Genomic DNA, 25,487 nt, shown 5'->3' on the forward strand with positions numbered 1-25,487 from the left:
GGGTCAGTCCTCCTTGGCGCGGCGTCCGGGAGATGGCGGCTGCTCGTCGGAGTGGGCCCCGGTGCGGCCGACGGCCATCATCGTGCCCTCGGCGTCGCTCGGGGCGATGGCCCGGGCGAGGTGGTAGCCGAACACGATGATGACGGTACCCATGGCGATGCCGCCCAGCGGGAAGTCGTCGGTGATGTTGAAGAACGCGTTGTCAGCCAGGCCGATGCCCATCGTCAGACCCGCGGCCGTGGGGACCAGGTTCACCGGATTGGCGAAGTTCACCTGGTTCTCGACCCAGATCTTGGCGCCCAGCAGGCCGATCATCCCGTAGAGCACGAGGGTGATGCCGGCCAGGACGCCGGACGGTGTGGTCGCGACCAGGGCTCCGAACTTGGGCACGAAGCCGAAGAGGATCGCCACGACAGCGGCGACGAAGTAGGCAGCGGTCGAGTAGACGCGGGTGGCCGCCATGACACCGATGTTCTCGGCGTACGTCGTGGTCGGCGACCCTCCGACGGCCGAGGCGAGCGCGGTGCCGACACCGTCGGCGGCCACCGCCCGGCCCATCACCGGGTCGAGGTCGGTGCCGGTCATGCCGGACACCGCCTTGACGTGCCCCATGTTCTCGGCCACCAGGGCGATCACGGCCGGCAACGCGAGCAGGGTGAAGGTGAGGGAGAGGTTGGGAAGGTGCCAACCCACCTCCGCCATGTTGTTGGCGCCCCCGAAGGGCGACTGGTTGCCGATGAGCCCATCGACGGTGTGGGGAGGGAAGCCGAACCAGTCGGCCGCCTTGACGTTGGTCCAGTCGACGCGGTCGCCTTCGACTCCCGGCACGCCCAGGACGTCGAAGAGCAGCGAGAGCAGGAACCCGAAGAGCAGGCCGAGGAAGATCGCGATCCGGCCGAGGAAGCCACGCAGGCCCACTGCCATCAGGATCACCGCGACCATCGTGATCAGCGCGACCCAGCGGTCGGCCGGCATGTAGATTCCCGTCGCCACCCGCGCCAGGTTGAAGCCGATCAGCATGACGACGGCGCCCGTCACCACGGGGGGCAGCAGGGTGTTGACGAAGCCGGGTCCGGCGAAGTGGATCGCCACACCGACGACCGCCAGCACGACTCCGGACACCATGATCGCGCCGGTCACGTCGGCCGGGCCGCCGCCCTGGGCGTAGATGGCGGCGGCGCCGCCGACGAAGGACGCAGAGGTGCCGAGGTAGCTCGGCACCGCACCCTTCACGATCAGCAGGAAGCAGATGGTCGCGATGCCGCTCATCATGATCGCGAGGTTGGCGTTCAGGCCCATGATGAGCGGGAAGACGAAGGTCGCGCCGAACATGGCGACGACGTGCTGGGCGCCCAGTCCGACGGTCTTCCCCCAGGCCAGGCGCTGGTGAGGAGCAACGGCCTCACCGGGTGCGGGATCGACGACCTCCCACTTGAACATCGACATGACGGGCCCCTCCTTGGCGACGGTCCTGCCCGAGGCTGCTCAACGTAGTGACCCCATCAGACACCCTCGACGGCGAGATCTGCCGAAGGAACGCCGTACCCGCTGGCAAGCCTTGCCGCGCGCCGGGCACCAGCCGTCAGTCGTCCGGCGCGACCTGTCCCCGGAGCAGCCCGAGGACCTCTGCCGTCGTGCGTACGTCGCCGAAGGTGCGGTAGACGGTGTGGAGCGTGGCGTTGTGGTCGCGGTCGCGGACGGCGGCGCACGCGTCAGCCACGAGGATGACCCGGTGGCCGAGGGTCGACGCGTCGCGCACGGTGGCCTCCACGCACACGTTGGTCACCGTGCCGGCCACGACCACGGTCTCGATGCCGCGCTCACCCAGCCGGGCGGGCAGGTCGCTGGCCCCCGGGAAGAATGCGCTCGCTGCCGTCTTCTCGGCGAACAGGTCGGAGTCGTCGATGTCCAGCTCGTGCCACACGCGGTCGCGGACGACACCGCTCCCGCCAGACCTGGCGTACGTCTCTGCCGCCTCCGCGCCGTAGAGCTCGCGCTGCACCGCCGTCGGCTCCGTCTCACCCGGGACCACCCACGCGACGACCCCGCCTGCCTCTCGGACGCCGCCGGCGAGCGTGTTGACCTGGGGCACGATGCCGTGGAGGTACGGATTGCCGGTAGCGAAGAAGAAGTCCACGAGGTCGACCACGACCAGGGCCGTCGTCGACGGGTCGACGGACTCGAAGGCGTGCCGCCGGCCGCGGCGGGCGCGGTGACGCTCGTACTCCCGCTCCTCGATGCGCCAGTCGTGCCGCGCCGACCCTGCCATCGCCACCCTCCAGCGAGCCCTCGTCCGGATGTCCTCCGCCGCATGCTGGCAGCCCCCGCGTCGAGGCAGCGTCAGGCTGGCGGGCGCGCCGCGCTCGCAGCCTCGTTCCGCCCAGTGGGTCGCTGGCGCCACGTGGTTGCGTCGGCTGGCCCCATCGACCGAGTCCTCGCGGGTCCCCTCGTCGCGGTCGCCACCGCGCCACAGGCGGGCGGCACGCCACGGCCGACCGCCGACCTCCCCCTCACCCGCCGGGCACGCCGCCGAAGCCGACCTCGTTGCCGTCTGGGTCGCGGTAGGTGACCTTGCGGGTGCCGTTGTCATAGGTCTCCGAGACGGCCGGCTCGATCCCCCGCCCGGCGATCTCGGCGACCCTGCGGTCGAGGTCGGGCACCAGCATCGTGAGGAGCGCCTGGCCGGCGCGCTCGGGTCGTTGCACGACGTAGACCCACCCCTGCCCGGCCACCTGCCACACGGCCTCGGTCTCGGTGGCGAGGAAGTCGGGTGGGGATCCGAGGAGGCGCTCGTACCACGGCAGCGACCGCTCGTAGTCGGTCACCGGGATGCCGGCGAAGAGCTCCACGGACCTCATCCCACCACGCTGCCCAGCGCCGCGAGCCCGGGACCGTCGAGGTCGTCGAGCGCGATCGACCGGCCCGTCGCGACCAGCAGCAGCGAGAGCACCGGCCCGTGCACCTCCGGGCCGGTGCCGACCGCGACGTCGGCGTCGACGGCCACCAGCCGCACCTGCGCCACGAGCTCGCGGGCACCGCCGAACGACGAGGGAGTCCGCGCCTGCAGGCGCAGCGCCCGGCGGACGGCGGCCTGCGGGTAGTCGCCGATGAGGCCCAGCGGGCGACGGACGTCCTCGCCGTGGACGATCGCCTCGACCAGCCGGCTGTCCAACGGTGCCGGCGGGGTGGAGGTGCGTCCCACGACCCGGCGGAAGCGGGCCAACGTGTCCTGCGGGGAGTCGCCCCGCTGCCGCCGGACACCGCGCGCGTTCTGGCGGTCGAAGTCGAGGCGCGCCCGGGCCAGCCCGAGGACGAAGCCGAGCCGGGTCGTCAGTGCCGTGTCGAGCAGGTGGGACACCACGTCGTGCACCGTCCATCCCTCGCAGAGCGACGGTCGCTCCCACTCCTCGGCCGTGCGGCCGTCGAGGTCCCTGACCAGGGCCTCGCGCTCCGCGTGCACCCACGGCCAGACGTCGCCCACCAGGTCTCCTCCCGCTGCCACGCCGAGAAGACCGGACACGGCCCGCAGACCCATCGGCGAGGAGCCTGCTCGTCATACCGTGCACCCATGGACCCACGCCGCTGGATCGTGCAGCTCGAGCACGCGTGGGACAGCGCCCGCCTCCGCAGGAAGGGTCCCGGAACGCCGCAGCACTTCCGGATCGAGGTGTACGCCGGCCACGGCGGCGCGGACGGGATCGTGGTCCGCGGCCGGGTGCTCGACAACCCGCCGCCGTCCGAGGCGGTCGAGGGCGAGGGACTCCGCGCGGCAGTGAGCCGCACGCTGAGCCACTTCCTGACCGACGAGCTGCCCGGCGTGCCGCTGCGGATCTCGGTCGCGGGCGCCACCGCCGACGTGGTCACCGACCGCGAGGGCTACTTCCTCACCCGCCTGTCGCCGGACCCGGCCGTGCTCACCAGCCCGTGGACCAGCGGGACCGTCGAGCTGGCCGGCGACTACCGCGGGCTCACCGGGAGCCACACGACTCCGGTGCGCGTCCGGGTCCCGGGCGAGGAGGCGCGGTTCGGCGTCCTCTCCGACATCGACGACACCATCCTGGAGACCGGGGTCCAGAAGGTGAGCCGGATGGTGCGCCAGACCCTGGCGGGCTCTGCGCTCACGCGCACGCCGTTCCCGGGGGCACCCGAGCTCTACCGCGACCTCGGCGCCGGCGGGAACCCGCTCTTCTACGTCTCGTCGAGCCCGTGGAACCTGCACCCGTTCCTCGACGCGTTCCTGCGCCACCGCCGCTTCCCCGAGGGGCCGGTGCTGCTGCGGGACCTGCTCGGCACCACCGCGGGTCGCGAGCACAAGGCCGGGCGGATCCGCGAGATCCTCGAGCTGCACCCGCGCCTGCCCTTCGTGCTGATCGGCGACTCCGGCGAGAAGGACCCCGAGATCTACGCCGAGACCGTGCGCGAGCACCCCGGGCGGATCCTGGCCGTCTACATCCGCGAGGTGCGGCTGGACCCCGGCGACGGCAGGGTCGAGCGGGTCACCGACGGCTGGTCCGCGGACGTCCCCTTCGTGCTGGCCCCCGACACCGACGCCGTACGCCGGCACGCGAGCGGCCTCGGCCTGCTGTGATCCTCAGCCGCTGATCTCGAGCACCCGCAGCGCCACGGCGACGTCGAGCCGCAGGTGGGGGTCGGAGGAGAGCGGCCCCAGCAACCGCTCGAGCTTGCCGACGCGGTAGCGCATCGTGTTGTAGTGGAAGAACTGCAGCCGCGCCGCCTCGGCGAGGTTGAAGTTGGTGTCGAGCAGCACCTGCAGCGTCTCGCGCAGCTCTGCGCCCTCCGGCTCGGCCAGGGGTCCGAGGACGTCGTGGGCGAAGGCCCGCAGCTCCCCGGTGTCGGGCACCAGGGCGATCAACCGGTGCAGGCCGAGCTGGTCGAAGAACGTCGTCGACCCCGGTCCGTGGACGCGTCGCCCCACCTCGACCGCCCGGCGGGCCTGGCCGTAGCAGTCCGGGAGGTCGGCGAGCGTGGACGCGACCCGGCTGACCCCGACGGTGAACGAGCGGCGCCCTCCCCCGCGGTCGCCGCGGACGTCGGCCACCGCGCGTCGTACGACGTCGGCGCCGGCCGGGGGGCCGGGCACCCCGGCCGGGAGCAGCGCGACCACCTCGGAGGAGAAGTCGACCGCGGGGATGCCCGTGCCCACGCCGTCGCACACCTGCCGCCACGCCGCCGAGAAGCGTTCCTGCCACAGCCGCCACTGGCCACGCGAGGGCGCCTCGTCCGCCGGCGCCGGGTCGATCTCGGCGACCACGACGACGACCGGACGGTCGAGCGCCCAGCCGAACGCGGCCGCGTGCTCCTCGACGTAGTGCTCGTCGCGGGCACGGCCGGCGAAGAGCTCGCGCAGGAAGTCGCCCTGGTACTTGTTCTCGACGGCGGTGATCGCCTCCTGCCGCGTGATCAGCAGCGCCACCACCAGCGCCGCACGCTCCAGCGCGTGCACGTCCTCCGACGGGATGCCGCTGTCTCCCCGGACGCACACGAGCCGGGCCAGGTCGCTCCCGCCCGCGGCCACGCGCAGCAACCGCACCTCGCCGTCGCCGATCCGGTGGCCCTCCTCGACGATCCGCTCCACCCGGACGCGGCCGGACGGGTCCAGCAGCTCTCCCGTCTCGAGCGCGGCCCGGTCCTCCGGGCTCGCGTGCCCGGCCCGCTCCCGGCCGTCCGTGGAGGTGACCAGCACGCCGCACCCCAGGACCCCGGCGACCTCGCCGGCGATGCGCGGGAGGTCACCACCCTCGAGCACGACGTCGGTCAGCGCGGTGTGGAGGGCGTCGGCACGGGCGAGCGCGTCGCGGGCCTCACGCTGCGTTGTCACGATGTGTCCCGGATCCCGGTGGACGTTGGCACAACCTCACATCGCCCAACGTAGCGACAGGCACTAGCGTCGGGTGCCGTGACCCCCGCGAGCGCCCCGCCCCGCGTGCGCGACCTGTTGCGCGCCGCCCCCGCGGGCCCGGTCGAGGTGGTGCACGGCGGCGCCGACGCCCTCTACGTCGACGTCGCCGGCTGGTGCGTCGGCGTGGTCGGACCGGCCGCCGCGCAGGTGCCCTGCGCCCTGCGGGTCACCGACCTCGGAGAATTGGGCGGAGAGTTCCCGCGAGCCGGGATCACCGCGTACCTTGGTGGGGGGAAGCTCCACGTCGACGGTAGGCCACTGTCGATCGGTCGGGTGGTGTCACCGTACGTACCGCTGCTCGGTCAGGGGGTTCCCACGAAGACGAGCCCGGTCACCGTTGAGGCCACCCCCCCGGCCACGGTGGCCGGGTTCGTCGCTTCCCACCTCCCCGACGGCCGGGTCGACGCCGCCGTGGCCGCCCGGGTCCTCGGCCGGGGTGAGGGGCTCACTCCCCTCGGGGACGACCTGCTCGCCGGCTGGCTCGCGATGCACCGCGCCGCACGCGTGCCCACGCCCGAGGTCGACGAGGTCCTCCTCACCGCGCCCACGCGCACCACCTTGCTCTCGGCCACGCTGCTCGACTGCGCGGGCCACGGCGAGGTGCTGCCGCAGTACGCCGCCTGGGTGCGCTCGCTCGGCACGCCCGCCGAGCCCGCCGCCGTCCGCGCCCTGCACGCCGTCGGCAGCAGCTCCGGCGCCGGGCTCCACCGGGGCGGCACGATCGCCCTCGACCAGCTCCGGGAGGCAGCATGAGCGACCCCACCGACCACGTCGAGCTCCGCAGCGCGTACGCCGACTCGGTCGCCCTGCTCCAGGTCAGCCGAGACGTCCAGGCGGTGCCCGGTGTGGCGACCGCCCAGGTGGCGATGGCGACGCCCCTCAACCTCGAGGTGCTGGCCTCGATGGGGTTCGACGTGCCCAGCGCGGCCACCCCCAACGACATGGTGGTCGCGGTCAGGACCGCACCCGACGGTGACCTGTCGGCCGCCCTCGCGGCGGTCGACGCGGCTCTGGCTCCCCGCCGACCCGCTGCGGGCGGTGGCGCCGTCGAGTCGCACCGCACCACTGCCTCGGCGCTGGCCGAGGCCCCCGGCCTCGCCCTCGTGTCCGTCCCCGGTGCCAGCGCGTTCGTCGAGGCGATGGACGCCCTCGACGCGGGCTGCGACGTGATGGTCTTCAGCGACAACGTCCCCGTCGAGCAGGAGGTCACCCTCAAGCGGACCGCCGCCGAGCGGGGGCGCCTCGTGATGGGTCCCGACTGCGGTACTGCCGTCGTCGGAGGGCTCGGCCTGGGCTTCGCCAACGCCACCCGCCCGGGACCGGTCGGCATCGTCGCGGCCTCCGGGACCGGTTGCCAGCAGCTGCTGGCCCTGCTCGACCACGCCGGTGTCGGGGTCGGCACCGCTCTCGGGGTCGGCGGCCGCGACCTGTCGGCCGAGGTCGGTGGTCTCTCCACCACCGAGGCGCTGCGGCGGCTCGACGAGGACGACGCCGTCGAGCTCGTCGTGCTGGTATCGAAGCCACCCGCCGACGAGGTCGCCACCCGGATCGAGGAGTACGCCGCCGGGCTGGGCACCCCGGTCCAGCTCGCCCTGCTGGGGCCCGGCCGCCCCGACCTGACGGTCGCCGCCGAGGCCGTGCTCGACCGACTCGGGACCACTCCCCCCGCCTGGCCCGTCGACGGTGCGGCCGCCGCCGGGCGCGGTGGTCGGCTGCACGGCCTCTTCGCCGGCGGCACCCTCTGCGAGGAGTCACGGCTGATCGCCGCGGAGGCCGGGGTCCCCTCCGCAGGGAGCAGCTTCACCGACTTCGGGGCCGACGACTACACCTCGGGCCGCGCACACCCCATGATCGACCCCACGCTGCGCCTGGAGCACCTGCGCCAGGTCGCGGCCGACCCGGGCACCGGTGTCGTGCTGCTCGACGTGGTGCTGGGCCACGGCGCCGACCCCGACCCCGCGGCGACGCTCGCGCCCGCGATCACGGGCCTCGACGTCCCCGTCGTCGTCACCGTCGTCGGCACCGGTCTCGACCCCCAGGACCGCGACCGCCAGGTCGGGGCCCTGGTCGCAGCCGGGGCCGAGGTCCACCTGTCCAACGCCACGGCCACCCGCCGTGCCGTCGAGCTCGCCGGAGGCGCCCGATGACTGCCGTGCCCGACCGCGTCGTGACCACCGGGGCCGACCTGCTCGCCGATGCCGTGGCGGCCCAGGCAGTTCCCGTCGAGCGGGTCGACTGGCGGCCGCCGATGGCCGGCACCGAGGCGGACCTGGCCACCGTGGCGGGCGACCCGCGCCGGCGTACGGCCAACGAGGCGGCGCTGGCCGCCGTCCTGGGGGTCACCGCCCACCTCGTCGACGTCGCTCCCGCCTCCGAGCTGCTCGGCCTCGAGCCCGGCCAGTTCCTCCACGCAGGCCCACCGATCACGTGGGACCGGGCAGCCGGGCCGCTGCGGGGGGCGCTGATGGGTGGCGCCGCCCTCGAGGGCCTGGTCGAGGACCCCGAGGACGCCGTCCGACTCTTCGAGTCCGGTGGCTCGGTCTCCCTGGACCCGTGCCACCACCACGGCGCGGTCGGACCGATGGCCGGCGTGGTCACGCCGTCGATGTGGATGTTCGTCCTCGAGGACCTCGCCACCGGGCGACGGACGCACTGCACCCTCAACGAGGGACTCGGCAAGGTGCTGCGCTACGGCGCGTACGGCCCGGAGGTGCTGACCCGACTGCGCTGGATGGGCGACGTGCTCGGCCCGTTGCTGCAGGGCGCGGTCCGGGCGGTGCGTGACAGCCACGGCCCGGTCGACGTGACCGGGATCCTGACCCAGATGCTGCAGATGGGCGACGAGGCCCACAACCGCAACCGCGCAGGCACCCTGATGCTGCTGCGCGACCTCTCCCCCTCGATGGTGACCGGCGGCGGCGACAGCGTCGACGTCGCCGAGGCGCTCGCCTTCGTCGGCGGCAACGACCACTTCTTCCTCAACCTCGCGATGCCGGCGTGCAAGCTCGCGCTGGACGCGGCGCGCGGGACCGAGGGCTCCACGATGGTGGTCGCGATGGCCCGCAACGGGACCGACTTCGGGATCCAGACCGCCGGCACCGGCGACGAGTGGTTCACCGGCCCCGCCCAGGTCGCCGACGGGCTCTTCCTCGGTGACTACGGTCCCGACGACGCCAATCCCGACATCGGGGACTCCGCGATCACGGAGACCGCCGGGATCGGTGGCTTCGCGATGGCCACCGCCCCCGCGATCGTGCGGTTGGTGGGCGGGACCGTCCCCGACGCGCTGGCCACGACCCGACGGATGCACGAGATCACGCTGGGCGAGAACCCGCGCTGGTCGGTGCCGGTGCTCGACTTCCGCGGCGTCCCGACCGGGATCGACGTCACTCGCGTGTGCCGGACCGGGATCCTCCCCCAGATCAACACCGGCATGGCCGGCCGGCGGGCCGGCGTGGGACAGGTCGGCGCCGGTCTGGTCACACCTCCGGCCGAGATCTTCCCCCGGGCCCTGGCGCGGCTGGCGGAGCTGGCCGGAAGAACGCCCGCCTGAGGTCGATCGCCCCCGACGGCCGCATCGGCGTGCCCTCCTCGAGGTAGGCCTGCCGCGCCTCGTCCTGGTGGCTGGGCGGCAGCGAGCCGTCGGCGCGGACCACGCGCCACCACGGCACCGACCCGCCGTACGCCGCCATCACCGACCCGACCTGCCGCGGACCGCCCCCGCCGGCCAGCTCACCGACCACCTCGGCGACCGCGCCGTACGTCGTCACCCGCCCGCGGGGCACCTGCTCGACGCAGCGCAGCACCAGCTCGGCGTACTCCTCGGGGTCGATGCGGGCCACGGCGTCAGGGTAGGCGTGACTGCGCGGTCGGTTTCCCCGGCCGGCCGGGGAAACCACTGGTTCGTCACGCAGGCATGAGTGGCGAAGCAGGAGACTCGCGGACCAGGTCCGGTCAGGGGAGGGCGCTGAACGCCCGCGTGCCCCGCACCAGCCGCAGGCCCGCGATGCCGGAGTGCCGCTGCGCGTACGCCAGCTCCCGGGCGAGGTTGCCCAGGCCGTTGGAGCCGGGAACCGGGGCGAGCGCGACGGTCGAGAGCGTTCCGACCGCCCGGCCCTGCTCGTCGAGGAAGCCGCTGCCCGAGTCGCCCGGGACGCCGGGCGTGGCGGTGTAGACCTCCAGCCCCCACCCGCGGGAGGTTCCCCCCAGCGTGGCGCCGGTCTTCGGCGACAGCACGTCGGTGGGCCGCAGGCTGGAGCTGCCGTAGGAGTGGACCTGGCTGCCCGCGGCCGCGGTGCCGGCGAGCCCGGTCGGCCCGCCCCAGAACGGCACCGACGGGTTGACCTCGTCGACGCTCCCGCGGGCGACGCGGACCAGGGCGAAGTCGTTGGCGGCGCACACGTGGCCGCGCGACTCCCCGATCGCCCGCATCGTGCGCCACGAGCTGTACGCGAGCCGCCCGCGCCCGACGGTCGTGCCGGGGTCGGCCACGGTCGCCCCGCGGGCGAAGCGGACGCGGGTGCCGATCGGCACCGATCGGGTGTCGCAGCCGTTGGTGTCGGTGGCCGCGCCCTTGCCGGCACAGTGCGCGGCATAGCCGACGTACGTCCGCCCGGCCCGGTCGCGGAACACGAAGTTGCCCGTGCACTGGGCCCCGTGCGTGAACATCTGCACGCCCGGCGTGATGGTCGCCCGCGCGACGGGTGGCCAGCCTGCCGGACGGTCCCCGGCGGCGTGGCCGGCCGGGGCGCTCAGCAGCAGCGAGCCGAGGAGGGCGGTCACGAGCAGTGCTCCGAGAGGTCGCATACCAGCACAACGAGGGCCGCCCCGTCCGGTCACGGACGGGGCGGCCCCGGTTGTCAGCGGTTCGCCACCGCGGCTCTGCTCAGGGGCTCAGAGCAGCGGCGAGAAGGGCTCGGTGCCGGGCACCAGCGCCAGGCCCCCGATGCCGCCGTGCTGCTGCGCGTAGCCGAGCTCGCGGTTGAGGTCACCCACGCCGTTCGAGCCGGCGAGCGGCGCGAGTGCCAGCGTGGACAGCGTGCCGAGGGCGTTGCCCTCGGCGTCGAGGAAGGCGCTGCCCGAGTCACCGGGGACGCCGGGCGTCACGGTGTAGACGGGGTGGGTCCAGCCCTCACCGTCGGCACCGAGGCTGGCCCCCTGCTTGGGCGAGAGCGCCTCGACACCCCCGCGAAGGCTGGAGTTCCCGAAGGAGTAGACGCTCTCGCCGGCGGCGCTGCCGTCGGTGTTCAGCGCGACCGGGCCGCCCCAGAACGGCATCGAGGGGTTCACCTTGGACACGTCGGCGGCGTCGACCTTCACCAGGGCGAAGTCGTTGTAGGCACAGGCGTTCGCGTCGGTCTCGCCGCGCTGCTGCATGGTGAGCCACGAGGAGTACGCGAGCGTGCCCTGGCCGACCTCGGTGCCGCCGGAGACGAGCGAGCCGCCGCGGGCGAAGGTGACGCGGGTGCCGAGCGGGAGCGACTGGGCGTCGCAGCCGTCGGTGTCGGTCGCGGCGCCGGTGCCCGCGCAGTGGGCGGCGTACCCGACGTAGGTGTTCCCGGCCCCGTCGGAGAAGACGAAGTTCCCGGTGCACTGGGCCCCGTCGGTGTACATCTGCACGCCCGGGGTGATCTCGGCGGTGTCCGCCGGCGCCCAGGCAGCGGCCTCGACGGCGGTGGCGGGGGCCGAGGTCGACAGTGCGGTCGCGAGCACCGCACTGGCGAGGACGGCGGCCGAGCCGGCGAGCCGGCGGGTGGTGGTCTGCGCGAGGCGCATGGGTGGTCCCTCCCTCTCGGTCGGGGCTGGCCCCCGACGCCTAGTGGTGACGAAGGGGACCAACGCCCGCTCGGGCGGGAGGTTACGGACCGGTAGCGGCCAGCTCAGTACGCCGGCTGCGACGGGTCGATCTGGTTGACCCAGGCCGCCACGCCGCCGCCCACGTGCACGGCGTCGGCGTAGCCGGCACCCTTGACGACGGCCAGCGCCTCGGCGGACCGCCCGCCCACCTTGCAGTGAAGGACGATCTGCTTGTCCTGCGGCAGCTGCGAGAGCGCGTTGCCGTTGAGGAACTCCCCCTTGGGGATGAGCACCGAGCCGGGGATCTGGTTGATCTCGTACTCGTTGGGCTCGCGGACGTCGATGAGGACGAAGTCGCGGGCGCCCTCCTCGCGCTCCTTGAGCATGTGCTCGAGCTGCACCACCGAGATGGTCGAGTCGGCCGCGGCCTCGGCCGCCTCGTCGGACACGGCGCCGCAGAAGGCGTCGTAGTCGATCAGGCCGGTGACCGTGGCATGCTCGCCGCAGAGCGCGCAGTTGGGGTCCTTGCGGACGGCCAGCTTGCGGTACTCCATCTCCAGGGCGTCGTAGATCATCAGCCGGCCGGCGGCGGGGTCGCCGATGCCGGTGATCAGCTTGATCGCCTCGGTGACCTGGATGGAGCCGATGCTCGCGCAGAGCACGCCCAGCACGCCGCCCTCGGCGCAGCTCGGGACCATGCCCGGCGGCGGCGGCTCGGGGTAGAGGCACCGGTAGCACGGCAGGTCGTCGCCGAGCATCGGCGCGAAGACGGACGCCTGGCCGTCGAAGCGGAAGATCGAGCCCCAGACGTAGGGGATGCCCAGGAAGTACGCGGCGTCGTTGACCATGTAGCGGGTCGCGAAGTTGTCGGTGCCGTCGATGATCAGGTCGTAGCCCTCGAAGACCCGCATCACGTTGTCGTTGTCGAGGCGCTCCTCGTGGAGCACGACCTCGACGTACGGGTTGGTCTCGGCGATCGACTCCTTCGCGGAGACCGCCTTGGACTTGCCGATGTCGGACTGGCCGTGGATGACCTGGCGCTGCAGGTTGGACTCGTCGACCTCGTCGAACTCCGCGATGCCGAGGGTGCCGACGCCGGCCGCGGCCAGGTAGAGCAGCGCGGGGCTGCCCAGCCCGCCGGCGCCGATGACCAGCACCTTGGCGTTCTTGAGCCGCTTCTGTCCGTCCATGCCCACGTCGGGGATGATCAGGTGGCGGCTGTAGCGGCGGACCTCGTCGATGGTCAGCTCGTCGGCTGGCTCCACGAGCGGGGCGAACGACACGGTGACTCCTCGGGTCGGGGAAAAGCGCGGTGTCCCGGTGCAACGCGGGACGCACGGTCCATGTTCCCCAGCGACGGGGGTGGCGTCGGCCACGTCCCGCGATCCGGACCGACCGTCCACGTCCCGGACACGCCGACCTCGCCCGGCGTACGGCCGGTGCCGGGCCGGCCGGGGCACGGGCGCTAGGCTCGGACCTCGCCGGATCCCCCGGCGGTGAGCCCCTGGAGGAACTCTGTGACCGTCCCCGGCGACGCCCCCGTCCGCGGCGCCCGGCTGCCCCGCAAGGAGCGGCGGGCCCAGCTGCTGGAGTCGGCGCTCGAGGTGTTCGTCGCCCAGGGCTTCCACGCCGCCGCGATGGACGACATCGCCGAGCGGGCCGGGGTGTCCAAGCCGGTCCTCTACCAGCACTTCCCCGGCAAGCTCGACCTCTACCTCGCGCTGCTCGACTCCTCCTGCGACGCGATCATCGACAACTGCCGGCGCGCCCTCGACGCCACCCAGGACAACAAGCAGCGGGTCGCCGCGGCGATGGAGGCGTTCTACACCTACATCGCCGGCCACGACGGCGCGTTCCGCCTGGTCTTCGAGTCCGACCTGACCAACGAGCCCGCCGTCCGCGCTGCCATCGACCGCGTCACCAACGACTGCGCATCGATGATCGCCGCCGTGATCCACGACGACACCGGCCTCCCCGACGAGGCGTCCCGGCTGCTCGCCGTGTCCCTCGTGGGAATGGCGCAGGTCAGCGCGCGGTTCTGGGTGACCGACGCCGCCGGCATCACCCAGGAAGACGCCGTCGCCCTGGTCTCGGGACTGGCCTGGCGGGGCATCCGCGGCTACCCGCTCACCGACGAGCACTGACCACGACCACGTAGGAGCACCTGTGGAGATCAAGATCGGCGTCCAGCACGTCACGCGAGAGCTCGTGCTGGAGACGAACGAGTCCAGCGACGACGTCCAGAAGAAGGTGGCCGAGGCGGTCTCCGGCTCCGGCGACGGCATCCTGTCCCTCGTCGACACCAAGGGCCGCCAGGTGCTGATCCCGGCCGCCAAGCTCGCCTACATCGAGATCGGCGGCGGCGTCACCGGTCAGGTCGGCTTCCGCTCCTGACCGCCACGCCGCGGCGGTCGTTGTCCCGCGTCCTCCGGCGGAGGATGCTCGGGGGCGACGGCCGACCGTGGCCGCCACCGGACGTCACGAGGAGTCACCATGCTCTGGACGATCATCATCACCCTCATCGGCGGCACGATCATCGGACTGCTCGGCAAGTTCGTCGCCCCCGGCCACCGCGACAACATCCCGCTCTGGCTCACCGTCGTGTGCGGCATCGGCGGCATGCTGATCGGCAGCTACCTCTACGCCGCGCTCTTCGACTGCGCCGACATGAACGACTGCACCCGGGGCGTCGACTGGTGGCGCCACCTGTGGCAGGTCGGCCTCGCGGCGATCCTCGTGGTGATCGCCGCGACCGTGACCGGGCGCAGCCGTACGAAGGTCTGACCGGCGGGGGCCGTCCGCCCCTCAGGAATCGAGTCCGAGGACGGCCATCCGCTCGGCGTGACGCTCGGTGATCCGGGCGAACATCCTCCCGATCGCGGCCAGGTCGAGGGCGGGTCTGTCGACGCCGCCCGCGAGCAGCGCGGACAGGGCGTCGCGCTCGGCCGCGACCCGCTGCGCCTGCGTGAGCGCCTCCCCCATCAGCCGGCGGCCCCACAGCGCCAGCCGGCCGCCGAGGCGGGGGTCCTCGGCGATCGCGGAGCGGACACGGTCCACGACGAACTCCGAGTGGCCGGCATCGGCCAGCGAGGCGACGATCAGGTCGCGGGTGCGGGTGTCGAGGTAGGCCGCGATCTCGCGGTAGAAGTCGGCGGCGAGACCGTCCCCGACGTAGGCCTTGATCAGGCCCTCGTACCAGTCCGAGGGCGCGGTGTGCTCGTGGAACAGGTCGAGCGCCTGGCGGAACGGCGCCATGGCGGCGTACGGGTCGTCGCCCAGCTCGGCGATCCGGTCGCGCAGCTGGAGGAGGTGCTGGAACTCGGTGCAGGCCATCGCCCCGATGGCGATCTTGTCCTCCAGCGTGGGAGCCAGCCTGGCGTCGGCGGAGAGCCGGTCGAAGGCCGCGAGCTCGCCGTACGCGATCGCCCCGAGCAGGTCGACCACGGCGCGGCGGTAGTCCTCGTCCTCGAAGGCCGCCGACACCCGGGATTCAGTCATGCGCGCAGCGTAGCGATAGGCTCGGAGTGCGGGACGTCACCTCTGACCGTCCCCACTCGCTCCTCACGGGCGCGAGTCCGCATGTGCGCGGCTGAGTGTGTGTCAGCCGCTGGCTGGAAACACAGCACTCACCGAAAGCGAACAGAACACTGACTACCTTCCGAGAGCTCGGGGTCCTGCCCGAGATTTGTGACTCCCTCGAACGCGCCGGCATCACGACCCCCTTCGCCATCCAGGAGATGACGCTCCAGGTCGCCCTGCTCGGCACCGACATGATCGGCCAGGCCCGGACGGGCACCGGCAAGACCCTCGCCTTCGGCATCCCGGTGCTGCAGCGCTCGGTCGCCCCGAAGGACCCCGACTACGCCGAGCTGCCGCAGGGCAAGCCGCAGGCGCTGATCGTCGCCCCGACCCGCGAGCTCGCGCTCCAGGTCTCCGGCGACCTCGCGCTCGCCGGCGCCGACCGCGGCCTGCGCGTGCTGACCGTCTACGGCGGCGTCGGCTACGACACCCAGCTCGACGCGCTGACCGCAGGCGTCGACATCGTGGTCGGCACCCCCGGTCGCCTGATCGACCTGGCCGACCGCCGTGCGCTGGACCTGTCCCACGTGCACGCGCTGGTCCTCGACGAGGCCGACGAGATGCTCGACCTCGGCTTCCTGCCCGACGTGGTCAAGCTGATCAGCAAGACGCCCGAGACCCGGCAGACGATGCTGTTCTCGGCGACGATGCCGGCCGCGATCGTGGCGCTCGCGCGCACCCACATGCGCCACCCGATGAACATCCGCGCCGAGTCGTCGTACGAGAACGCGACCGTGCCGGCGACCGCCCAGTTCATCTACCAGGCCCACGACCTCGACAAGCCCGAGATCATCGGCCGCATCCTCCAGGCCGAGGGCGCGGACAAGATGATCGTCTTCACCCGCACCAAGCGGCAGTCGCAGCGGATCGCCGAGGACCTCGCCGAGCGTGGCTTCAAGGCCTCGCCGCTCCACGGCGACATGGCCCAGGTCGCCCGCGAGAAGGCGCTGGCCCGCTTCCGCGAGGACAAGATCCAGGTGCTGGTCTGCACCGACGTCGCCGCCCGCGGCATCGACGTCCGTGGCGTCTCCCACGTCATCAACTACACCTGCCCCGAGGACGACAAGACCTACGTCCACCGGATCGGCCGCACCGGCCGCGCCGGCGCCACCGGCATCGCCATCACGTTCGTGGACTGGGCCGACGTCGCCCGCTGGAAGATGATCAACAAGGCGCTCGACCTCCCCTTCCCGGAGCCCACCGAGACCTACTCGACCTCCGAGCACCTCTTCCACGACCAGGGCATCCCGCCGGGCACCAAGGGCCGGATCGTCGACCCCGCCCCCGTCGAGCGTCGCGACCGTCCCGAGCGGACCTCCGACCGCGGCGAGCGCCCGGCCCGCAACCGGAACCGCAACCGCAGCCGCACCCGCGGCGGCCAGCCGGTCGAGGGCGAGTCCGCCACCGCGACGGCGACCTCGGAGCCCGGTGAGGGCGGGTCTGCCAACCGCAGCCGCAACCGCCGGCGCCGTCGGCGTTCCTCCGGTGGCGGCGGGTCCACCACCGAGGCGCCGACCAGCGACTGACGCTCGCGTGGCCCGGCCCCGGCGACGGGGTCAGGCCACGACGACGACCGTGGTGCCGAGCCGGGCGAAGTCCCACATCAGCTCGGCGTCACGGGTGCGCTGCCTGATGCAGCCGTGCGACGTGGGCGTCCCGAGCTCCGCGGCCGTCTGCACCCGCTCCCCGTCGTCGACGGGGATGTCGTGGAAGCCGATGGCGGCCCCCGAGTCGCCCTGCGTGAAGCGGACGAAGTAGCGCATCGTCCCCGAGTCGTCGATGCCGACGGCGTCGAGCGATCGGGAGTAGACCTCGTACGTGCCGGGGTCGAGGTTGTCGTGGAGGCTGCCCGAGACGAGGTAGGTCCGCAGGACCTGGCCGTCGGCGGTCACGATCCACACCCGTTGCCGGCCCTCGCTGAAGACGACGCGGCGACCCTCGCCCGACCCCGCCGGGAGCAGCTCGGAGGTCACGACGCGCTCCCCCGGCGTCGAGCCGGGGCTCTCGACGGTGGACCCGCCCCCGTCGGACCGGCGCTCCGTGGCGGCCGGGAGCTGGACCCGGGCACCGGCGGGCATGATCGCCGGCTGCGCGCCGGCGGTCTCCTCCGCGGCGGACGGCAGCAGCCCGACGCCACCGAGCACGGCGACGGCGGTCACGCCGAGCGAGGAGACCGCGGCGGCCAGCCGCCCGTAGCGGGGACGGACCTCGGCTCGGCGCGCGCCCATGCTCAGCCCTTCTTCCGTGCCCGGGTCATCAGGTTTCCAGCCACCTCGCGGTAGGCCTTGGCGCCCTTGCTGGAGCGGCTCGTCGCCAGGATCGACCGGCCCGCGGCCGGCGCCTCGGCGAACTTGATGGTCTTGGGGATCGGCGGCTCGATGACGTCGAGCTCGTAGGTGTCCGAGATCGTCTCGAGGACGGTACGTGCGTGGTTGGTGCGCCCGTCGTAGAGCGTGGGGAGCACGCCCCACACCGCGAGCCGCCGGTTGGTGAAACGGCGCACGTCGTGGACGGTGTCGAGCAGCTGGCCGACGCCACGGTGGGAGAGGGTCTCGCACTGGAGCGGGATCAGCACGCCGTCGGCCGCGGTCAGCGCCGCGACCGTGAGCACCCCGAGCGAGGGCGGGCAGTCGAGGAGCACCCAGTCGTAGGCGAGGTCGTCGTCCTCGAGCAGCTCCAGGGCAGCCTTGATGACGTGCTCGCGGCCGGTCCGGGTCAGCAGGTCCGCCTCGGCGCGGGCCAGCTCGATGGTCGCGGGGAGCAGGTCGACGCCGTCGTCGGTCTCCAGGATCACGTCGCCGGGCGCCAGCCCCTTCGTCAGCACGTGGTGGACCGAGACCTCGAGGTCCTCCGGGTCGATGCCGAGCGAGAAGGTCAGGCAGGCCTGGGGGTCGAGGTCGACCAGCAGCACCCGTTGGCCCTGCTCGGCGAGGGCCGCGCCGATGGAGGCGACGGAGGTCGTCTTGGCGACGCCGCCCTTCTGGTTGGCGACCGCGAGTGTGGTGGTCATGGTGCTCCCATCATGCCCGAGCGAGTTGCCGGAATCGTGGCGACACCGGTTTGCTGGCCGGGTGAGCGCCCAGACCTCCCCGCCCGGCACCGCCCTCGTCACCGGCGCGACCGCCGGCATCGGGCTGGAGTTCGCCCGCCAGCTCGCCGCCCGCGGCCACGACCTGGTCCTCGTCGCCCGCGACCGGCAGCGCCTCGACGACGTCGCCGGGACGCTGCGGCGCGCGGGAGTGACGGTCGAGGTGCTGGCCGCGGACCTGGCCGACCGCGACCAGCTCGCGACCGTCGAGGCCCGGCTGGCCGACCGCGCCCGTCCGGTCGACCTCCTCGTCAACAACGCCGGGTTCGGGCTCAAGGGCCGGTTCCTCGACCACGAGGTCGCGGACGAGCAGCGCCTGCTCGACGTCCTCGTGACGGCCGTGATGCGGCTGTCGCACGCCGCGCTCGGCGCCCAGGTGTCCCGTGGCCGCGGCGGCGTCCTGAACGTCTCCAGCGTGGCGGCGTACCTCCCGCGCGGCAGCTACTCGGCGGCCAAGGCGTGGGTCAACAGCTTCGGCCGCTGGGCCGCCGCCGAGTACCGCCCCCACGGCGTCACGGTGACCACCCTGTGCCCGGGCTTCGTGAAGACCGAGTTCCACCAGCGCATGGGCGTACGCCGGGGCAGCGGGCCGCTCTGGCTCGACGCCGACTTCCTCGTCTCCGAGGCGCTGGCCGACTTCGACCGGGGTCGGGCCTTCTCGATCCCCGGGCGGCGCTACCGCGCCATCGTGGCCGTCACCCGGCTGGTGCCCTCCCCCGTCCTGCAACGGCTGCAGTCGCTCGGGCGCCGCTGAGGCCGGACCGGGGCTCAGCCCTCGCCGGCGACGAAGGCGCGGACCGAGTCCGCGACCAGCTGGACCGCGATCGCCGACAGCAGCAGGCCGGCGATCCGGGTCACGAGCAGCACGCCGGACTCGCGGATCAGCCGCAGGATGGGCAGCGAGTAGCGCATCGCCGCCCAGAGGCTGAGGTGGACGAGCACCACGCCGAGCGAGACCGCGACGAAGTCGGCGACGCCGTCCACGGACTCGACGAAGAGCATCACGGCCACGATCGCGCCGGGACCGGCGAGCAACGGGGTGCCGAGCGGCACGAGCGCGACGTTGGTCCCGGCGGAGGCGGTCGGCTCCTGCTCGTTGTCGGTGAGCAGCTCGAGCGCCACCAGGAGCAGCAGCAGGCCGCCCGCGCCCTGCAGGGCCGGCAGCGAGATGTGGAGGTAACCGAGGATCTGCTGGCCGAAGAACGCGAACAGGCTGATCACGAAGAACGAGACCGCCACCGCCTGCCAGGCGGCGCGGCGGGCGCTCGAGGCCGAGCGGCCGCCGGTCAGCGACAGGAAGATCGGGATCGTCCCGACCGGGTCCATGATGACGAACAGGGTCACGAAGACCTCGATCAGCAGCACGGTGTTGACCAGCTCGCTCACCCGTCCACCTCCCGGGTGCCGTCGACGTCCACCGGAGGATCCTACGGGCGGCAGGACCGTGCCGTGGTCACCAGCCCGGCCCCGGTCCTGCGAAGGGCATCGCGACCAGGGACGGTCCGAGCCCGGACACGTCGCGCAGGATCCAGTCGTCCCGCATCAGCAGCATCGCCGTCGCCGGGCGGAGCACGATCCACAGCCACCGACCGGCCGCCTCCCCCGCGAGCACCGTCCGGTCCAGCTCGGGCGCCTCGACGTCCTGGCTGGTCGAGACCGACCACAACGGCACCAAGGCCGACCCGATCCGGACGCGGACGACCGGTGGCGTGTCGCCGAGGGCGCGACCGGGGTCGCCACCCGGCACCCCCGCGCAGCGGGCGCCCAGCCCGACCCCGACCTCCTCGGCCACCACGAGGGCATCGACCGGCCCGTCGAGCTCACTGGTGCCCGACACGCAGGTCAGGGTCGCGGAGGGACGACCACCCTCCTCGGCCACCACCGCGAAGTCCGAGACCGCCCAGCCCGGTCCCAGCGGCCACGGCAGGTAGGTCGGGAAGTCAGCGGCGGTCCGCAGGTGCAGCACGAACGCGTCGTACGTCGGCTCGTCGGGCCGCCACAGCGGCGGCCAGGTCCCGTGGCCGGCGCACCCCGCCACGGCCACCCCGTCGGCGACCGGCTCACGGCATCGCGGGCACCACGGGGTCAGGCCCATGTCGCCACCGGCCCCGGGTCGGTGGTCGGCCTCGGCCGTGTCAGGCGTTCCATCGCAGCACCACGGGCTGCTCGCGCTCGTGGGCCAGGACCGACACCGTCGCGGTGTCCAGGCGCAGCAGGCGTCCGTCGGCGACGGGGAGTCCCAGCCAGCGGGCCGTGAGGGCCCGCAGGGCATGGCCATGTCCGAAGACCAGGGTGCTGCCACCGGCCGCGAGCCGCGCGACGACCCGGTCCAGTCGCGTGGCGACCTGGTCGGCGGTCTCGCCTCCGGGCGAGGAGTGGGACCAGACCGTCCACCCCGGCACGGACTCGCGGATCTCGAGGGTGGTGATGCCCTCGTAGTCGCCGTAGTCCCACTCGACGAGGTCCTCGTCGACCTCGGCCGCCGCGTGGCCGGCCAGCGACGCGGTGTCGCGCGCCCGACGGCGGGGACTGGTCAGCACCCGGTCGAAGGGACGGGCCAGACGGGGCGCCAGGGTCCGGGCAACCTCCTCGCCGGAGGGGGTCAGCTCGAGGTCGGTCGTCGAGGTGTGCCGGTGGTCGCGGCTCCACTCGGTCTCGCCGTGCCGCACCAACCACACCTCGACGTCCGTCACGGCGACCTCCTCAGCTCCGTCCGGCCCGTGCCCGCAGGGCGGTCCAGCGCCGGGCGAGGCCGTGCCGCACCCGGGAGCGCAGCGAGCTCTCCGGGGGCCGACGGCGACCCCGGCGACGCTGCAGCTCCTCGTGGCGGACGAACCGGGCCAGCGCCGCGACGGCGGCGTCGGCCACCTCGGCGTCGGTCACGTCCGCGGCGTCGCGGCCGGGGATCGGCTCGGACCCGGGGACGAGCCCGGCGAGGTCGCCGAGGACGTCGTAGCCCTGGCCGTCGAGCTCCGCGACCATCTGCTGCGCCCGCTCGACCACCCACGGGTAGGCGCGGGCCGGGACGACGATCTTCTCGGGCTCGGCCGTCCGCAGGACCTGCTCGGCCACGAAGTCCTTCAGCAGCCGTTGGGTCGACTTCGGCATGCCGTCGTCCTGCAGCGTCCCGGCCAGGCGTCGCAGCGTCTCCACCTCGACCAGACCGAGCGACTCGTTGCTCCGCGTCGCGCGCTCCGCCATGCCGGTGCCGTCGATGCCGGTGAGCTCGCAGAGCCGGTCCCACAGGAAGGTCCTCGGTCCGCCCGGCGGCGGGAGGACCACCAGGTGCACCCGCTCCGGAGGGATCCCCTGACCCCAGCGCCGCAGCACGCCGGGCACGTCCTGGACGCGCCAGAACCTCGCCTGCTCGTCCTTCTGGATCATGTCCAGGAACGCGTCGTAGGTCTGGGAGCGCCCGTGCTTGGTCCGCTGCTGCCACTCGGCCGGGATCTGGCGCACCAGGTCACGAGCGGTGAGCACGACGTGGACCTCGTCTGCCACGGCCTCCAGCCGACGCAGCGCAGCCTCGGCCCGCTCGTCCGGGGCAGGACTGAAGAGCTCGTGGCTGATCAGGGCGTCGCCCGGGTGGGCCGACACCTCGGCGAGCAGCTCGTCCCAGGCGGCCAGGCCCGCGGCAGGGATGGTGTCGACCTGGCGACCGCCGCGCACCACGCAGGAGGCCCAGTAGTGGTGGTTGACACCCCGGCCGGGCAGCAGCAGGCCCTGCTCGAGGAGGGCGTCGCGGTTGGCCCACCAGACCGACTGCAGGAAGGTCGTGCCGGACTTCGGGGTACCGACGTGGAGGAACAGGCGCCTGGCCATCAGCGGATCACGGCTCCTGGCGTCCGGGCCAGTTCCGGTCCGGCTGCGGCTCCGGGCGTCCGGGCTGCTCGCCACCGCGGGCGTCGAGGTAGCTCTGCCGGGGCACCATCACCTTGCGGCGGAAGATGCACACCACCGTGCCGTCCTGCTTGTAGCCGATCGTCTCGACGTGGACGACCCCGCGGTCGTCCTTGGAGGTCGACTCCCACTTGTCCAGCACGGTCGTCTCGCCGTAGAGGGTGTCGCCGTGGAACGTCGGCGCGACGTGGCGCAGCGACTCGATCTCGAGGTTGGCGATCGCCTTGCCGGACACGTCCGGCACCGACATGCCGAGCAGGATCGAGTAGACGTAGTTGCCGACCACCACGTTGCGCCCGAACTGGGTCGTCTCCCCGGCGTAGTGCTCGTCGAGGTGCAGCGGATGGTGGTTCATCGTGAGCAGGCAGAACATATGGTCGTCGAACTCGGTGACCGTCTTGCCCGGCCAGTGGCGGTAGACCGCCCCGACCTCGAACTCTTCGTAGGTGCGCCCGAACTGCATGCGGGACATCCTGCCCGACGGCACTCGCCGAGGACACAGGTGCCCGTATGCCTTTCCTCACGGTCGCGGTCGCACCGTGGGACGTCGTAGCTCAGGTGCCCCCGCCGCCGGCCTTGCGCCGGTGCATCCGCGGGGCGGCACCACCCTCCACCTCGGAGCCGTGGGCCTTCTCGTGCAGCGGGCCGTCCTGCTCGACGCCCTTGGCCTTCGCGTTCTTCTTCTCGAGGGCATCGCGCATCTTCGCCTTCAGGTCTTCGTTCGCCACGCCGTCCTCCTGGGGTTGGTCCCCACACCCTGTCACGTCCCGAGGACACGGGGCGACCCCTGCGCGGCAGTGCGGCCGGTCTCGCGGCGTCGGTGCGAGAATGGGCCGACCCGCACGACCCCACCCGGGAGGCGCTCCATGGCACGACGCGTGTTCCTGCACGTGGGCACGATGAAGTCGGGCACCTCGTTCCTGCAGTCGCTGTGGTGGCGGCACCACGACATCCTGGCCGAGCGGGGCCTGCTGCTCCCCGGTTCCCGGCTGGCCGACCACTTCGTCTCCGCCAGCCTGGTCTGCCGGCGGGAGCAGATCCTCGCCGAGCTGACCCCCGCCGAGCACGAGACCTGGCGCGACCTCACCGCCGAGGTCGGCCGGTGGGCCGGCGACGCCCTGGTCAGCCACGAGCTCTTCTCCCCCGCCACCCCCGAGCAGGCGAGCCAGGCGCTGCGGCTGCTGGAGAAGCACGCGGACGAGGTCCACGTGGTCGTGACCGCGCGCGACCTCGCCCGCCAGCTGCCCTCCCACTGGCAGGAGCAGGTCAAGCACCACTCCGACGCCACCCTGGTCGACTACTGGGAGCACGTGCGCCGCCATGACCCGGACGACCCGTTCTGGACCTTCCACGACGTGCCGGCGCTGGCGGACCGCTGGGGCCAGGGCCTGCCGCCCGAGCGGGTCCACGTGGTGGTCAACCCCCCGGGTGCGCCGCGCGACTGGCTCTGGCGGCACACCGCCGACCTGATGGGCGTCGACGTCGGCGGGCTCGACCTCGAGGCGCGCAACCCCAACGAGTCGCTCGGCATCGCCGAGATCGAGGTGATGCGCCGGGTCCAGGGCGCCCTGCCGGCGGAGGAGAAGCAGCTCGAGATGTCGCGGCTCACCAAGGGCTTCCTCACCCGCGACGTGCTGCACCCCTCCGGACCCGGCGACCGGTTCGTGCCTCCGGCGCAGGTGCACGGTTGGGCGGTCGAGCGCGGCACCCTCATGGCCGAACAGCTCCGGGACCGCGGCCACGACGTGGTGGGCGACCTCGACGACCTCGTCCCCTCAGCCGCGGCCCCTCGGGGACGGGTGCCGGACGACGTCACCGCCGACGAGGTCGCGGACGTCGCGGTCGCCGCGCTGGCGCGGATGGTCGTGCACGACCGCCACCAGCGCGCCCGGATCGAGGAGCTGCAGGCCCAGCGGCGGCGCCTCAGGCGGCGGCTGGACGCCGCTGCGCCGGGCCCCGGGACGAGGTCGACCCTGGCCGGCGCGCTCCGCCGGATCTCGCGACGTCGCTAGCGGGCCAGGCGGCGCTTCACCCGGCCGGCGAGCCGGCGGGCGCGGCGTACGGCCCGACGGGCGGGGCCTGCCGGAGCCGGGCGCGGTGCCGCGGTCTTGGCGCCGGACCTCGGTCGCGCCTTGGGCTGCGGCTTCTGCGCGGCGGGCTCGTCGGCGCGGGAGCTGCGGACCACCACGTCGGCGAGCGCCTGCACGGCCACCCGCGCGACCTCGTCGGGGTCGACCTCGAGGTCCATGGTCCGGCCACCCTCCGCGGGCAGCAGGTCCTGCGGGTCGCCGAGGATCTCGTGGCCGGCCGCCCGCAGCTCGTCGAGCATCCGCTGCGACTCCTCGGTCACCCACGCCACGTCGCCCGCGGGCAGGCCGAGCGACCGGCCGGGCTCCTGCTTGCGGAGGGCGCCGTTGATCAGCAGCCGGCGTACGACGGGTCGGTACTCGCCCCGCACGTCGGAGAGCCGGTCGCCCAGGGCGACGTTGACCTGGCGCAGCATCTCGGCCTGCTCGTAGCCCAGCGAGGTGTTCCAGCTGCCGCGGGAGACCTCCAGGGCGGCGGGGTCGTAGCCGACCAGGCCGGCGAACAGCTCGTAGAGGCCCATCGGCTCGCGCTTGGGCGACGGGACGGCGATCACGTGGACGTGCTCGGGCGGCAGGCCCTGGCTCCACCGGCGGGCGATGCCCGGGAGGTGCTGGCGCTGGCGGAACAGGGCCACCTCGGGCCGCTCCTCCCTCACCGCGGTCGCGAAGTCTCCGTAGGGCAGCGTCAGCCGGGACTTGACCAGCTGCTGCCACTCCGAGGGGATCTGCTTCGACCAGTCGCGCGCGGTGATGACCACGTGCACCTCGAAGTCCTCCGAGAGCGCTGCCAGGAGGTGGGCCACCGGCTCCTCGGGCATCTCGGCGAGGTCCTCGAGGGTGAGGAGCAGCCGGTCACCGGGTGCGTCCCGCAGGGTGCGGACCAGCTCGCGGATCCCCTGACGGCCCTCCTCGCCGTCGCCGACGCCGAGCGCCAGCATCGGGGCGAGCACCTTCTTCATGTGCTGCGGCCGCGAGTTGAAGGGGTGGTTGACCCCCTCCGCGAGCAGTGCGGGACGGGAGGTCTTGAGCGCCCCCTGCAGCGAGGTGGTGCCGGACTTACGGGTCCCGATGTGGAGGAAGAGGGGTCGCGGGGTCACGTCGGCGGATTCTGTCACAC

29 protein-coding genes are annotated in these 25,487 nt (G+C 73.2%); 10 read left to right on the top strand and 19 right to left on the bottom strand.

The annotated features are described in order from the left end of the window. Positions 1–3 precede the first annotated feature (3 nt). From EXE57_RS06225 to EXE57_RS06240, 4 genes are all read right to left on the bottom strand, one after another. Positions 4–1,446 (bottom strand): uracil-xanthine permease family protein, encoded by a 1,443-nt coding sequence (locus tag EXE57_RS06225; RefSeq protein WP_135075153.1) that lies wholly within the window; start codon positions 1,444–1,446, stop codon positions 4–6. Between the two features lie 136 nt (positions 1,447–1,582). Next, entirely contained in the window at positions 1,583–2,269 is a 687-nt protein-coding gene (locus tag EXE57_RS06230; protein ID WP_135075156.1) for a cysteine hydrolase family protein, read from the bottom strand. 241 nt (positions 2,270–2,510) lie between these two features. Next, a complete protein-coding gene (locus EXE57_RS06235) occupies positions 2,511–2,858 on the bottom strand; it encodes a VOC family protein (RefSeq protein WP_135075159.1) in 348 nt (115 codons plus the stop codon). Next, the gene (locus tag EXE57_RS06240) at positions 2,855–3,481 is read right to left on the bottom strand and encodes a maleylpyruvate isomerase family mycothiol-dependent enzyme (RefSeq protein ID WP_135075162.1); all 627 of its coding nucleotides are present in this window, start codon (positions 3,479–3,481) and stop codon (positions 2,855–2,857) included. The genes EXE57_RS06235 and EXE57_RS06240 overlap by 4 nt, the downstream gene beginning before the upstream one ends. A gap of 87 nt (positions 3,482–3,568) precedes the next feature. On the opposite strand from EXE57_RS06240, the gene EXE57_RS06245 reads away from it, so the two are divergent. Continuing rightward, positions 3,569–4,588: an App1 family protein gene (locus EXE57_RS06245; RefSeq protein ID WP_135075165.1), complete on the top strand. Its 1,020-nt coding sequence runs from the start codon at positions 3,569–3,571 to the stop codon at positions 4,586–4,588. A 3-nt stretch (positions 4,589–4,591) separates the two neighbouring features. Here EXE57_RS06245 and EXE57_RS06250 read toward each other — a convergent pair whose 3' ends face one another. Continuing rightward, positions 4,592–5,839 carry a PucR family transcriptional regulator gene (locus tag EXE57_RS06250; RefSeq protein ID WP_208542989.1) on the bottom strand — a complete coding sequence of 416 codons (1,248 nt, stop codon included), beginning with the start codon at positions 5,837–5,839 and terminating at the stop codon, positions 4,592–4,594. A 78-nt stretch (positions 5,840–5,917) separates the two neighbouring features. Between EXE57_RS06250 and EXE57_RS06255 the strand changes: the two genes are divergently transcribed. From EXE57_RS06255 to EXE57_RS06265, 3 genes are read left to right on the top strand one after another with little or no spacing between them, the layout of a single operon-like run. Continuing rightward, positions 5,918–6,673: an oxamate carbamoyltransferase subunit AllH family protein gene (locus EXE57_RS06255; protein ID WP_135075171.1), complete on the top strand. Its 756-nt coding sequence runs from the start codon at positions 5,918–5,920 to the stop codon at positions 6,671–6,673. Continuing rightward, the gene (locus tag EXE57_RS06260; protein ID WP_135075174.1) at positions 6,670–8,067 is read left to right on the top strand and encodes an FdrA family protein; all 1,398 of its coding nucleotides are present in this window, start codon (positions 6,670–6,672) and stop codon (positions 8,065–8,067) included. The genes EXE57_RS06255 and EXE57_RS06260 overlap by 4 nt, the downstream gene beginning before the upstream one ends. Further along, positions 8,064–9,473, top strand: a complete 1,410-nt coding sequence (locus EXE57_RS06265; RefSeq protein WP_135075177.1) for a YlbE family protein — start codon at positions 8,064–8,066, stop codon at positions 9,471–9,473. Before EXE57_RS06260 ends, EXE57_RS06265 begins: the two co-directional genes overlap by 4 nt. On the opposite strand, the gene EXE57_RS20140 is transcribed toward EXE57_RS06265, so the two are convergent. The 4 genes from EXE57_RS20140 to moeZ all read right to left on the bottom strand — a co-directional run bounded on the left by EXE57_RS20140 (position 9,400) and on the right by moeZ (position 12,999). Continuing rightward, on the bottom strand, positions 9,400–9,762 hold the full coding sequence (locus EXE57_RS20140) for an MGMT family protein (protein ID WP_341869447.1): 363 nt from the start codon (positions 9,760–9,762) through the stop codon (positions 9,400–9,402). The two genes, EXE57_RS06265 and EXE57_RS20140, sit on opposite strands and share 74 nt — an antisense overlap. A gap of 112 nt (positions 9,763–9,874) precedes the next feature. Further along, on the bottom strand, positions 9,875–10,702 hold the full coding sequence (locus EXE57_RS20145) for a hypothetical protein (RefSeq protein WP_244247018.1): 828 nt from the start codon (positions 10,700–10,702) through the stop codon (positions 9,875–9,877). A gap of 111 nt (positions 10,703–10,813) precedes the next feature. Then, positions 10,814–11,695 (bottom strand): hypothetical protein, encoded by an 882-nt coding sequence (locus tag EXE57_RS06275; protein ID WP_135075179.1) that lies wholly within the window; start codon positions 11,693–11,695, stop codon positions 10,814–10,816. A gap of 104 nt (positions 11,696–11,799) precedes the next feature. Further along, on the bottom strand, positions 11,800–12,999 hold the full coding sequence (gene moeZ, locus EXE57_RS06280) for an adenylyltransferase/sulfurtransferase MoeZ (protein ID WP_135075182.1): 1,200 nt from the start codon (positions 12,997–12,999) through the stop codon (positions 11,800–11,802). A 234-nt stretch (positions 13,000–13,233) separates the two neighbouring features. Between moeZ and EXE57_RS06285 the strand changes: the two genes are divergently transcribed. The 3 genes from EXE57_RS06285 to EXE57_RS06295 all read left to right on the top strand — a co-directional run bounded on the left by EXE57_RS06285 (position 13,234) and on the right by EXE57_RS06295 (position 14,500). Continuing rightward, a complete protein-coding gene (locus EXE57_RS06285; protein WP_135075185.1) occupies positions 13,234–13,860 on the top strand; it encodes a TetR/AcrR family transcriptional regulator in 627 nt (208 codons plus the stop codon). Between the two features lie 22 nt (positions 13,861–13,882). Continuing rightward, positions 13,883–14,110, top strand: a complete 228-nt coding sequence (locus tag EXE57_RS06290; RefSeq protein ID WP_135075188.1) for a DUF3107 domain-containing protein — start codon at positions 13,883–13,885, stop codon at positions 14,108–14,110. 99 nt (positions 14,111–14,209) lie between these two features. Next, the gene (locus tag EXE57_RS06295; RefSeq protein WP_135075191.1) at positions 14,210–14,500 is read left to right on the top strand and encodes a hypothetical protein; all 291 of its coding nucleotides are present in this window, start codon (positions 14,210–14,212) and stop codon (positions 14,498–14,500) included. A gap of 21 nt (positions 14,501–14,521) precedes the next feature. Here the strand turns inward: EXE57_RS06295 and EXE57_RS06300 are convergent, their stop codons facing one another. Next, entirely contained in the window at positions 14,522–15,214 is a 693-nt protein-coding gene (locus tag EXE57_RS06300; protein WP_135075194.1) for a ferritin-like fold-containing protein, read from the bottom strand. Between the two features lie 239 nt (positions 15,215–15,453). Between EXE57_RS06300 and EXE57_RS06305 the strand changes: the two genes are divergently transcribed. Further along, positions 15,454–16,821 carry a DEAD/DEAH box helicase gene (locus tag EXE57_RS06305; RefSeq protein WP_244247019.1) on the top strand — a complete coding sequence of 456 codons (1,368 nt, stop codon included), beginning with the start codon at positions 15,454–15,456 and terminating at the stop codon, positions 16,819–16,821. 30 nt (positions 16,822–16,851) lie between these two features. Here EXE57_RS06305 and EXE57_RS06310 read toward each other — a convergent pair whose 3' ends face one another. Both EXE57_RS06310 and EXE57_RS06315 read right to left on the bottom strand, forming a co-directional pair. After that, positions 16,852–17,523 (bottom strand): L,D-transpeptidase, encoded by a 672-nt coding sequence (locus tag EXE57_RS06310; protein ID WP_135075197.1) that lies wholly within the window; start codon positions 17,521–17,523, stop codon positions 16,852–16,854. Between the two features lie 2 nt (positions 17,524–17,525). After that, a complete protein-coding gene (locus EXE57_RS06315) occupies positions 17,526–18,305 on the bottom strand; it encodes a ParA family protein (protein WP_135075200.1) in 780 nt (259 codons plus the stop codon). 61 nt (positions 18,306–18,366) lie between these two features. On the opposite strand from EXE57_RS06315, the gene EXE57_RS06320 reads away from it, so the two are divergent. Further along, the gene (locus EXE57_RS06320) at positions 18,367–19,137 is read left to right on the top strand and encodes an SDR family NAD(P)-dependent oxidoreductase (protein ID WP_244247020.1); all 771 of its coding nucleotides are present in this window, start codon (positions 18,367–18,369) and stop codon (positions 19,135–19,137) included. 14 nt (positions 19,138–19,151) lie between these two features. On the opposite strand, the gene EXE57_RS06325 is transcribed toward EXE57_RS06320, so the two are convergent. From EXE57_RS06325 to EXE57_RS20150, 6 genes are all read right to left on the bottom strand, one after another. After that, positions 19,152–19,769 (bottom strand): MarC family protein, encoded by a 618-nt coding sequence (locus EXE57_RS06325; RefSeq protein WP_135075206.1) that lies wholly within the window; start codon positions 19,767–19,769, stop codon positions 19,152–19,154. A gap of 67 nt (positions 19,770–19,836) precedes the next feature. After that, the gene (locus tag EXE57_RS06330) at positions 19,837–20,478 is read right to left on the bottom strand and encodes a DUF6758 family protein (RefSeq protein WP_244247021.1); all 642 of its coding nucleotides are present in this window, start codon (positions 20,476–20,478) and stop codon (positions 19,837–19,839) included. A 40-nt stretch (positions 20,479–20,518) separates the two neighbouring features. Next, positions 20,519–21,076, bottom strand: coding sequence for a histidine phosphatase family protein (locus EXE57_RS06335; protein ID WP_135075208.1), 558 nt, complete (start codon positions 21,074–21,076; stop codon positions 20,519–20,521). A 10-nt stretch (positions 21,077–21,086) separates the two neighbouring features. Then, positions 21,087–22,205: a hypothetical protein gene (locus tag EXE57_RS06340; RefSeq protein WP_135075211.1), complete on the bottom strand. Its 1,119-nt coding sequence runs from the start codon at positions 22,203–22,205 to the stop codon at positions 21,087–21,089. Positions 22,206–22,212: 7 nt separating this feature from the next. Further along, the gene (locus EXE57_RS06345; RefSeq protein ID WP_135075214.1) at positions 22,213–22,746 is read right to left on the bottom strand and encodes a MaoC family dehydratase; all 534 of its coding nucleotides are present in this window, start codon (positions 22,744–22,746) and stop codon (positions 22,213–22,215) included. Between the two features lie 91 nt (positions 22,747–22,837). Then, positions 22,838–23,011, bottom strand: a complete 174-nt coding sequence (locus EXE57_RS20150; RefSeq protein ID WP_244247022.1) for a DUF5302 domain-containing protein — start codon at positions 23,009–23,011, stop codon at positions 22,838–22,840. A gap of 138 nt (positions 23,012–23,149) precedes the next feature. Here EXE57_RS20150 and EXE57_RS20155 point away from each other — a divergent pair, with 138 nt between their 5' ends. After that, on the top strand, positions 23,150–24,295 hold the full coding sequence (locus tag EXE57_RS20155) for a hypothetical protein (protein WP_135075217.1): 1,146 nt from the start codon (positions 23,150–23,152) through the stop codon (positions 24,293–24,295). On the opposite strand, the gene EXE57_RS06355 is transcribed toward EXE57_RS20155, so the two are convergent. Continuing rightward, positions 24,292–25,467, bottom strand: coding sequence for a hypothetical protein (locus EXE57_RS06355; RefSeq protein ID WP_135075220.1), 1,176 nt, complete (start codon positions 25,465–25,467; stop codon positions 24,292–24,294). The genes EXE57_RS20155 and EXE57_RS06355 overlap by 4 nt on opposite strands. Between the last annotated feature and the right edge of the window lie 20 nt (positions 25,468–25,487).

This window comes from Nocardioides euryhalodurans (genome assembly GCF_004564375.1).
Lineage (GTDB): Bacteria > Actinomycetota > Actinomycetes > Propionibacteriales > Nocardioidaceae > Nocardioides > Nocardioides euryhalodurans.

Excerpts from the sequence above, each read along its gene's own strand:
- EXE57_RS06265 (WP_135075177.1), top strand. The coding sequence starts at position 8,064 with ATGACTGCCGTGCCCGACCGCGTCGTGACCACCGGGGCCGACCTGCTC.
- EXE57_RS06260 (WP_135075174.1), top strand. The coding sequence starts at position 6,670 with ATGAGCGACCCCACCGACCACGTCGAGCTCCGCAGCGCGTACGCCGAC.
- EXE57_RS06245 (WP_135075165.1), top strand. The coding sequence starts at position 3,569 with ATGGACCCACGCCGCTGGATCGTGCAGCTCGAGCACGCGTGGGACAGC.
- EXE57_RS06225 (WP_135075153.1), bottom strand. The coding sequence starts at position 1,446 with ATGTCGATGTTCAAGTGGGAGGTCGTCGATCCCGCACCCGGTGAGGCC.
- EXE57_RS06275 (WP_135075179.1), bottom strand. The coding sequence starts at position 11,695 with ATGCGCCTCGCGCAGACCACCACCCGCCGGCTCGCCGGCTCGGCCGCC.
- EXE57_RS06230 (WP_135075156.1), bottom strand. The coding sequence starts at position 2,269 with ATGGCAGGGTCGGCGCGGCACGACTGGCGCATCGAGGAGCGGGAGTAC.
- EXE57_RS06300 (WP_135075194.1), bottom strand. The coding sequence starts at position 15,214 with ATGACTGAATCCCGGGTGTCGGCGGCCTTCGAGGACGAGGACTACCGC.
- EXE57_RS06345 (WP_135075214.1), bottom strand. The coding sequence starts at position 22,746 with ATGCAGTTCGGGCGCACCTACGAAGAGTTCGAGGTCGGGGCGGTCTAC.
- EXE57_RS06235 (WP_135075159.1), bottom strand. The coding sequence starts at position 2,858 with ATGAGGTCCGTGGAGCTCTTCGCCGGCATCCCGGTGACCGACTACGAG.
- EXE57_RS20155 (WP_135075217.1), top strand. The coding sequence starts at position 23,150 with ATGGCACGACGCGTGTTCCTGCACGTGGGCACGATGAAGTCGGGCACC.
- EXE57_RS06310 (WP_135075197.1), bottom strand. The coding sequence starts at position 17,523 with ATGGGCGCGCGCCGAGCCGAGGTCCGTCCCCGCTACGGGCGGCTGGCC.
- EXE57_RS06305 (WP_244247019.1), top strand. The coding sequence starts at position 15,454 with ATGACGCTCCAGGTCGCCCTGCTCGGCACCGACATGATCGGCCAGGCC.
- EXE57_RS06340 (WP_135075211.1), bottom strand. The coding sequence starts at position 22,205 with ATGGCCAGGCGCCTGTTCCTCCACGTCGGTACCCCGAAGTCCGGCACG.
- EXE57_RS06330 (WP_244247021.1), bottom strand. The coding sequence starts at position 20,478 with ATGGGCCTGACCCCGTGGTGCCCGCGATGCCGTGAGCCGGTCGCCGAC.
- EXE57_RS06315 (WP_135075200.1), bottom strand. The coding sequence starts at position 18,305 with ATGACCACCACACTCGCGGTCGCCAACCAGAAGGGCGGCGTCGCCAAG.
- EXE57_RS06295 (WP_135075191.1), top strand. The coding sequence starts at position 14,210 with ATGCTCTGGACGATCATCATCACCCTCATCGGCGGCACGATCATCGGA.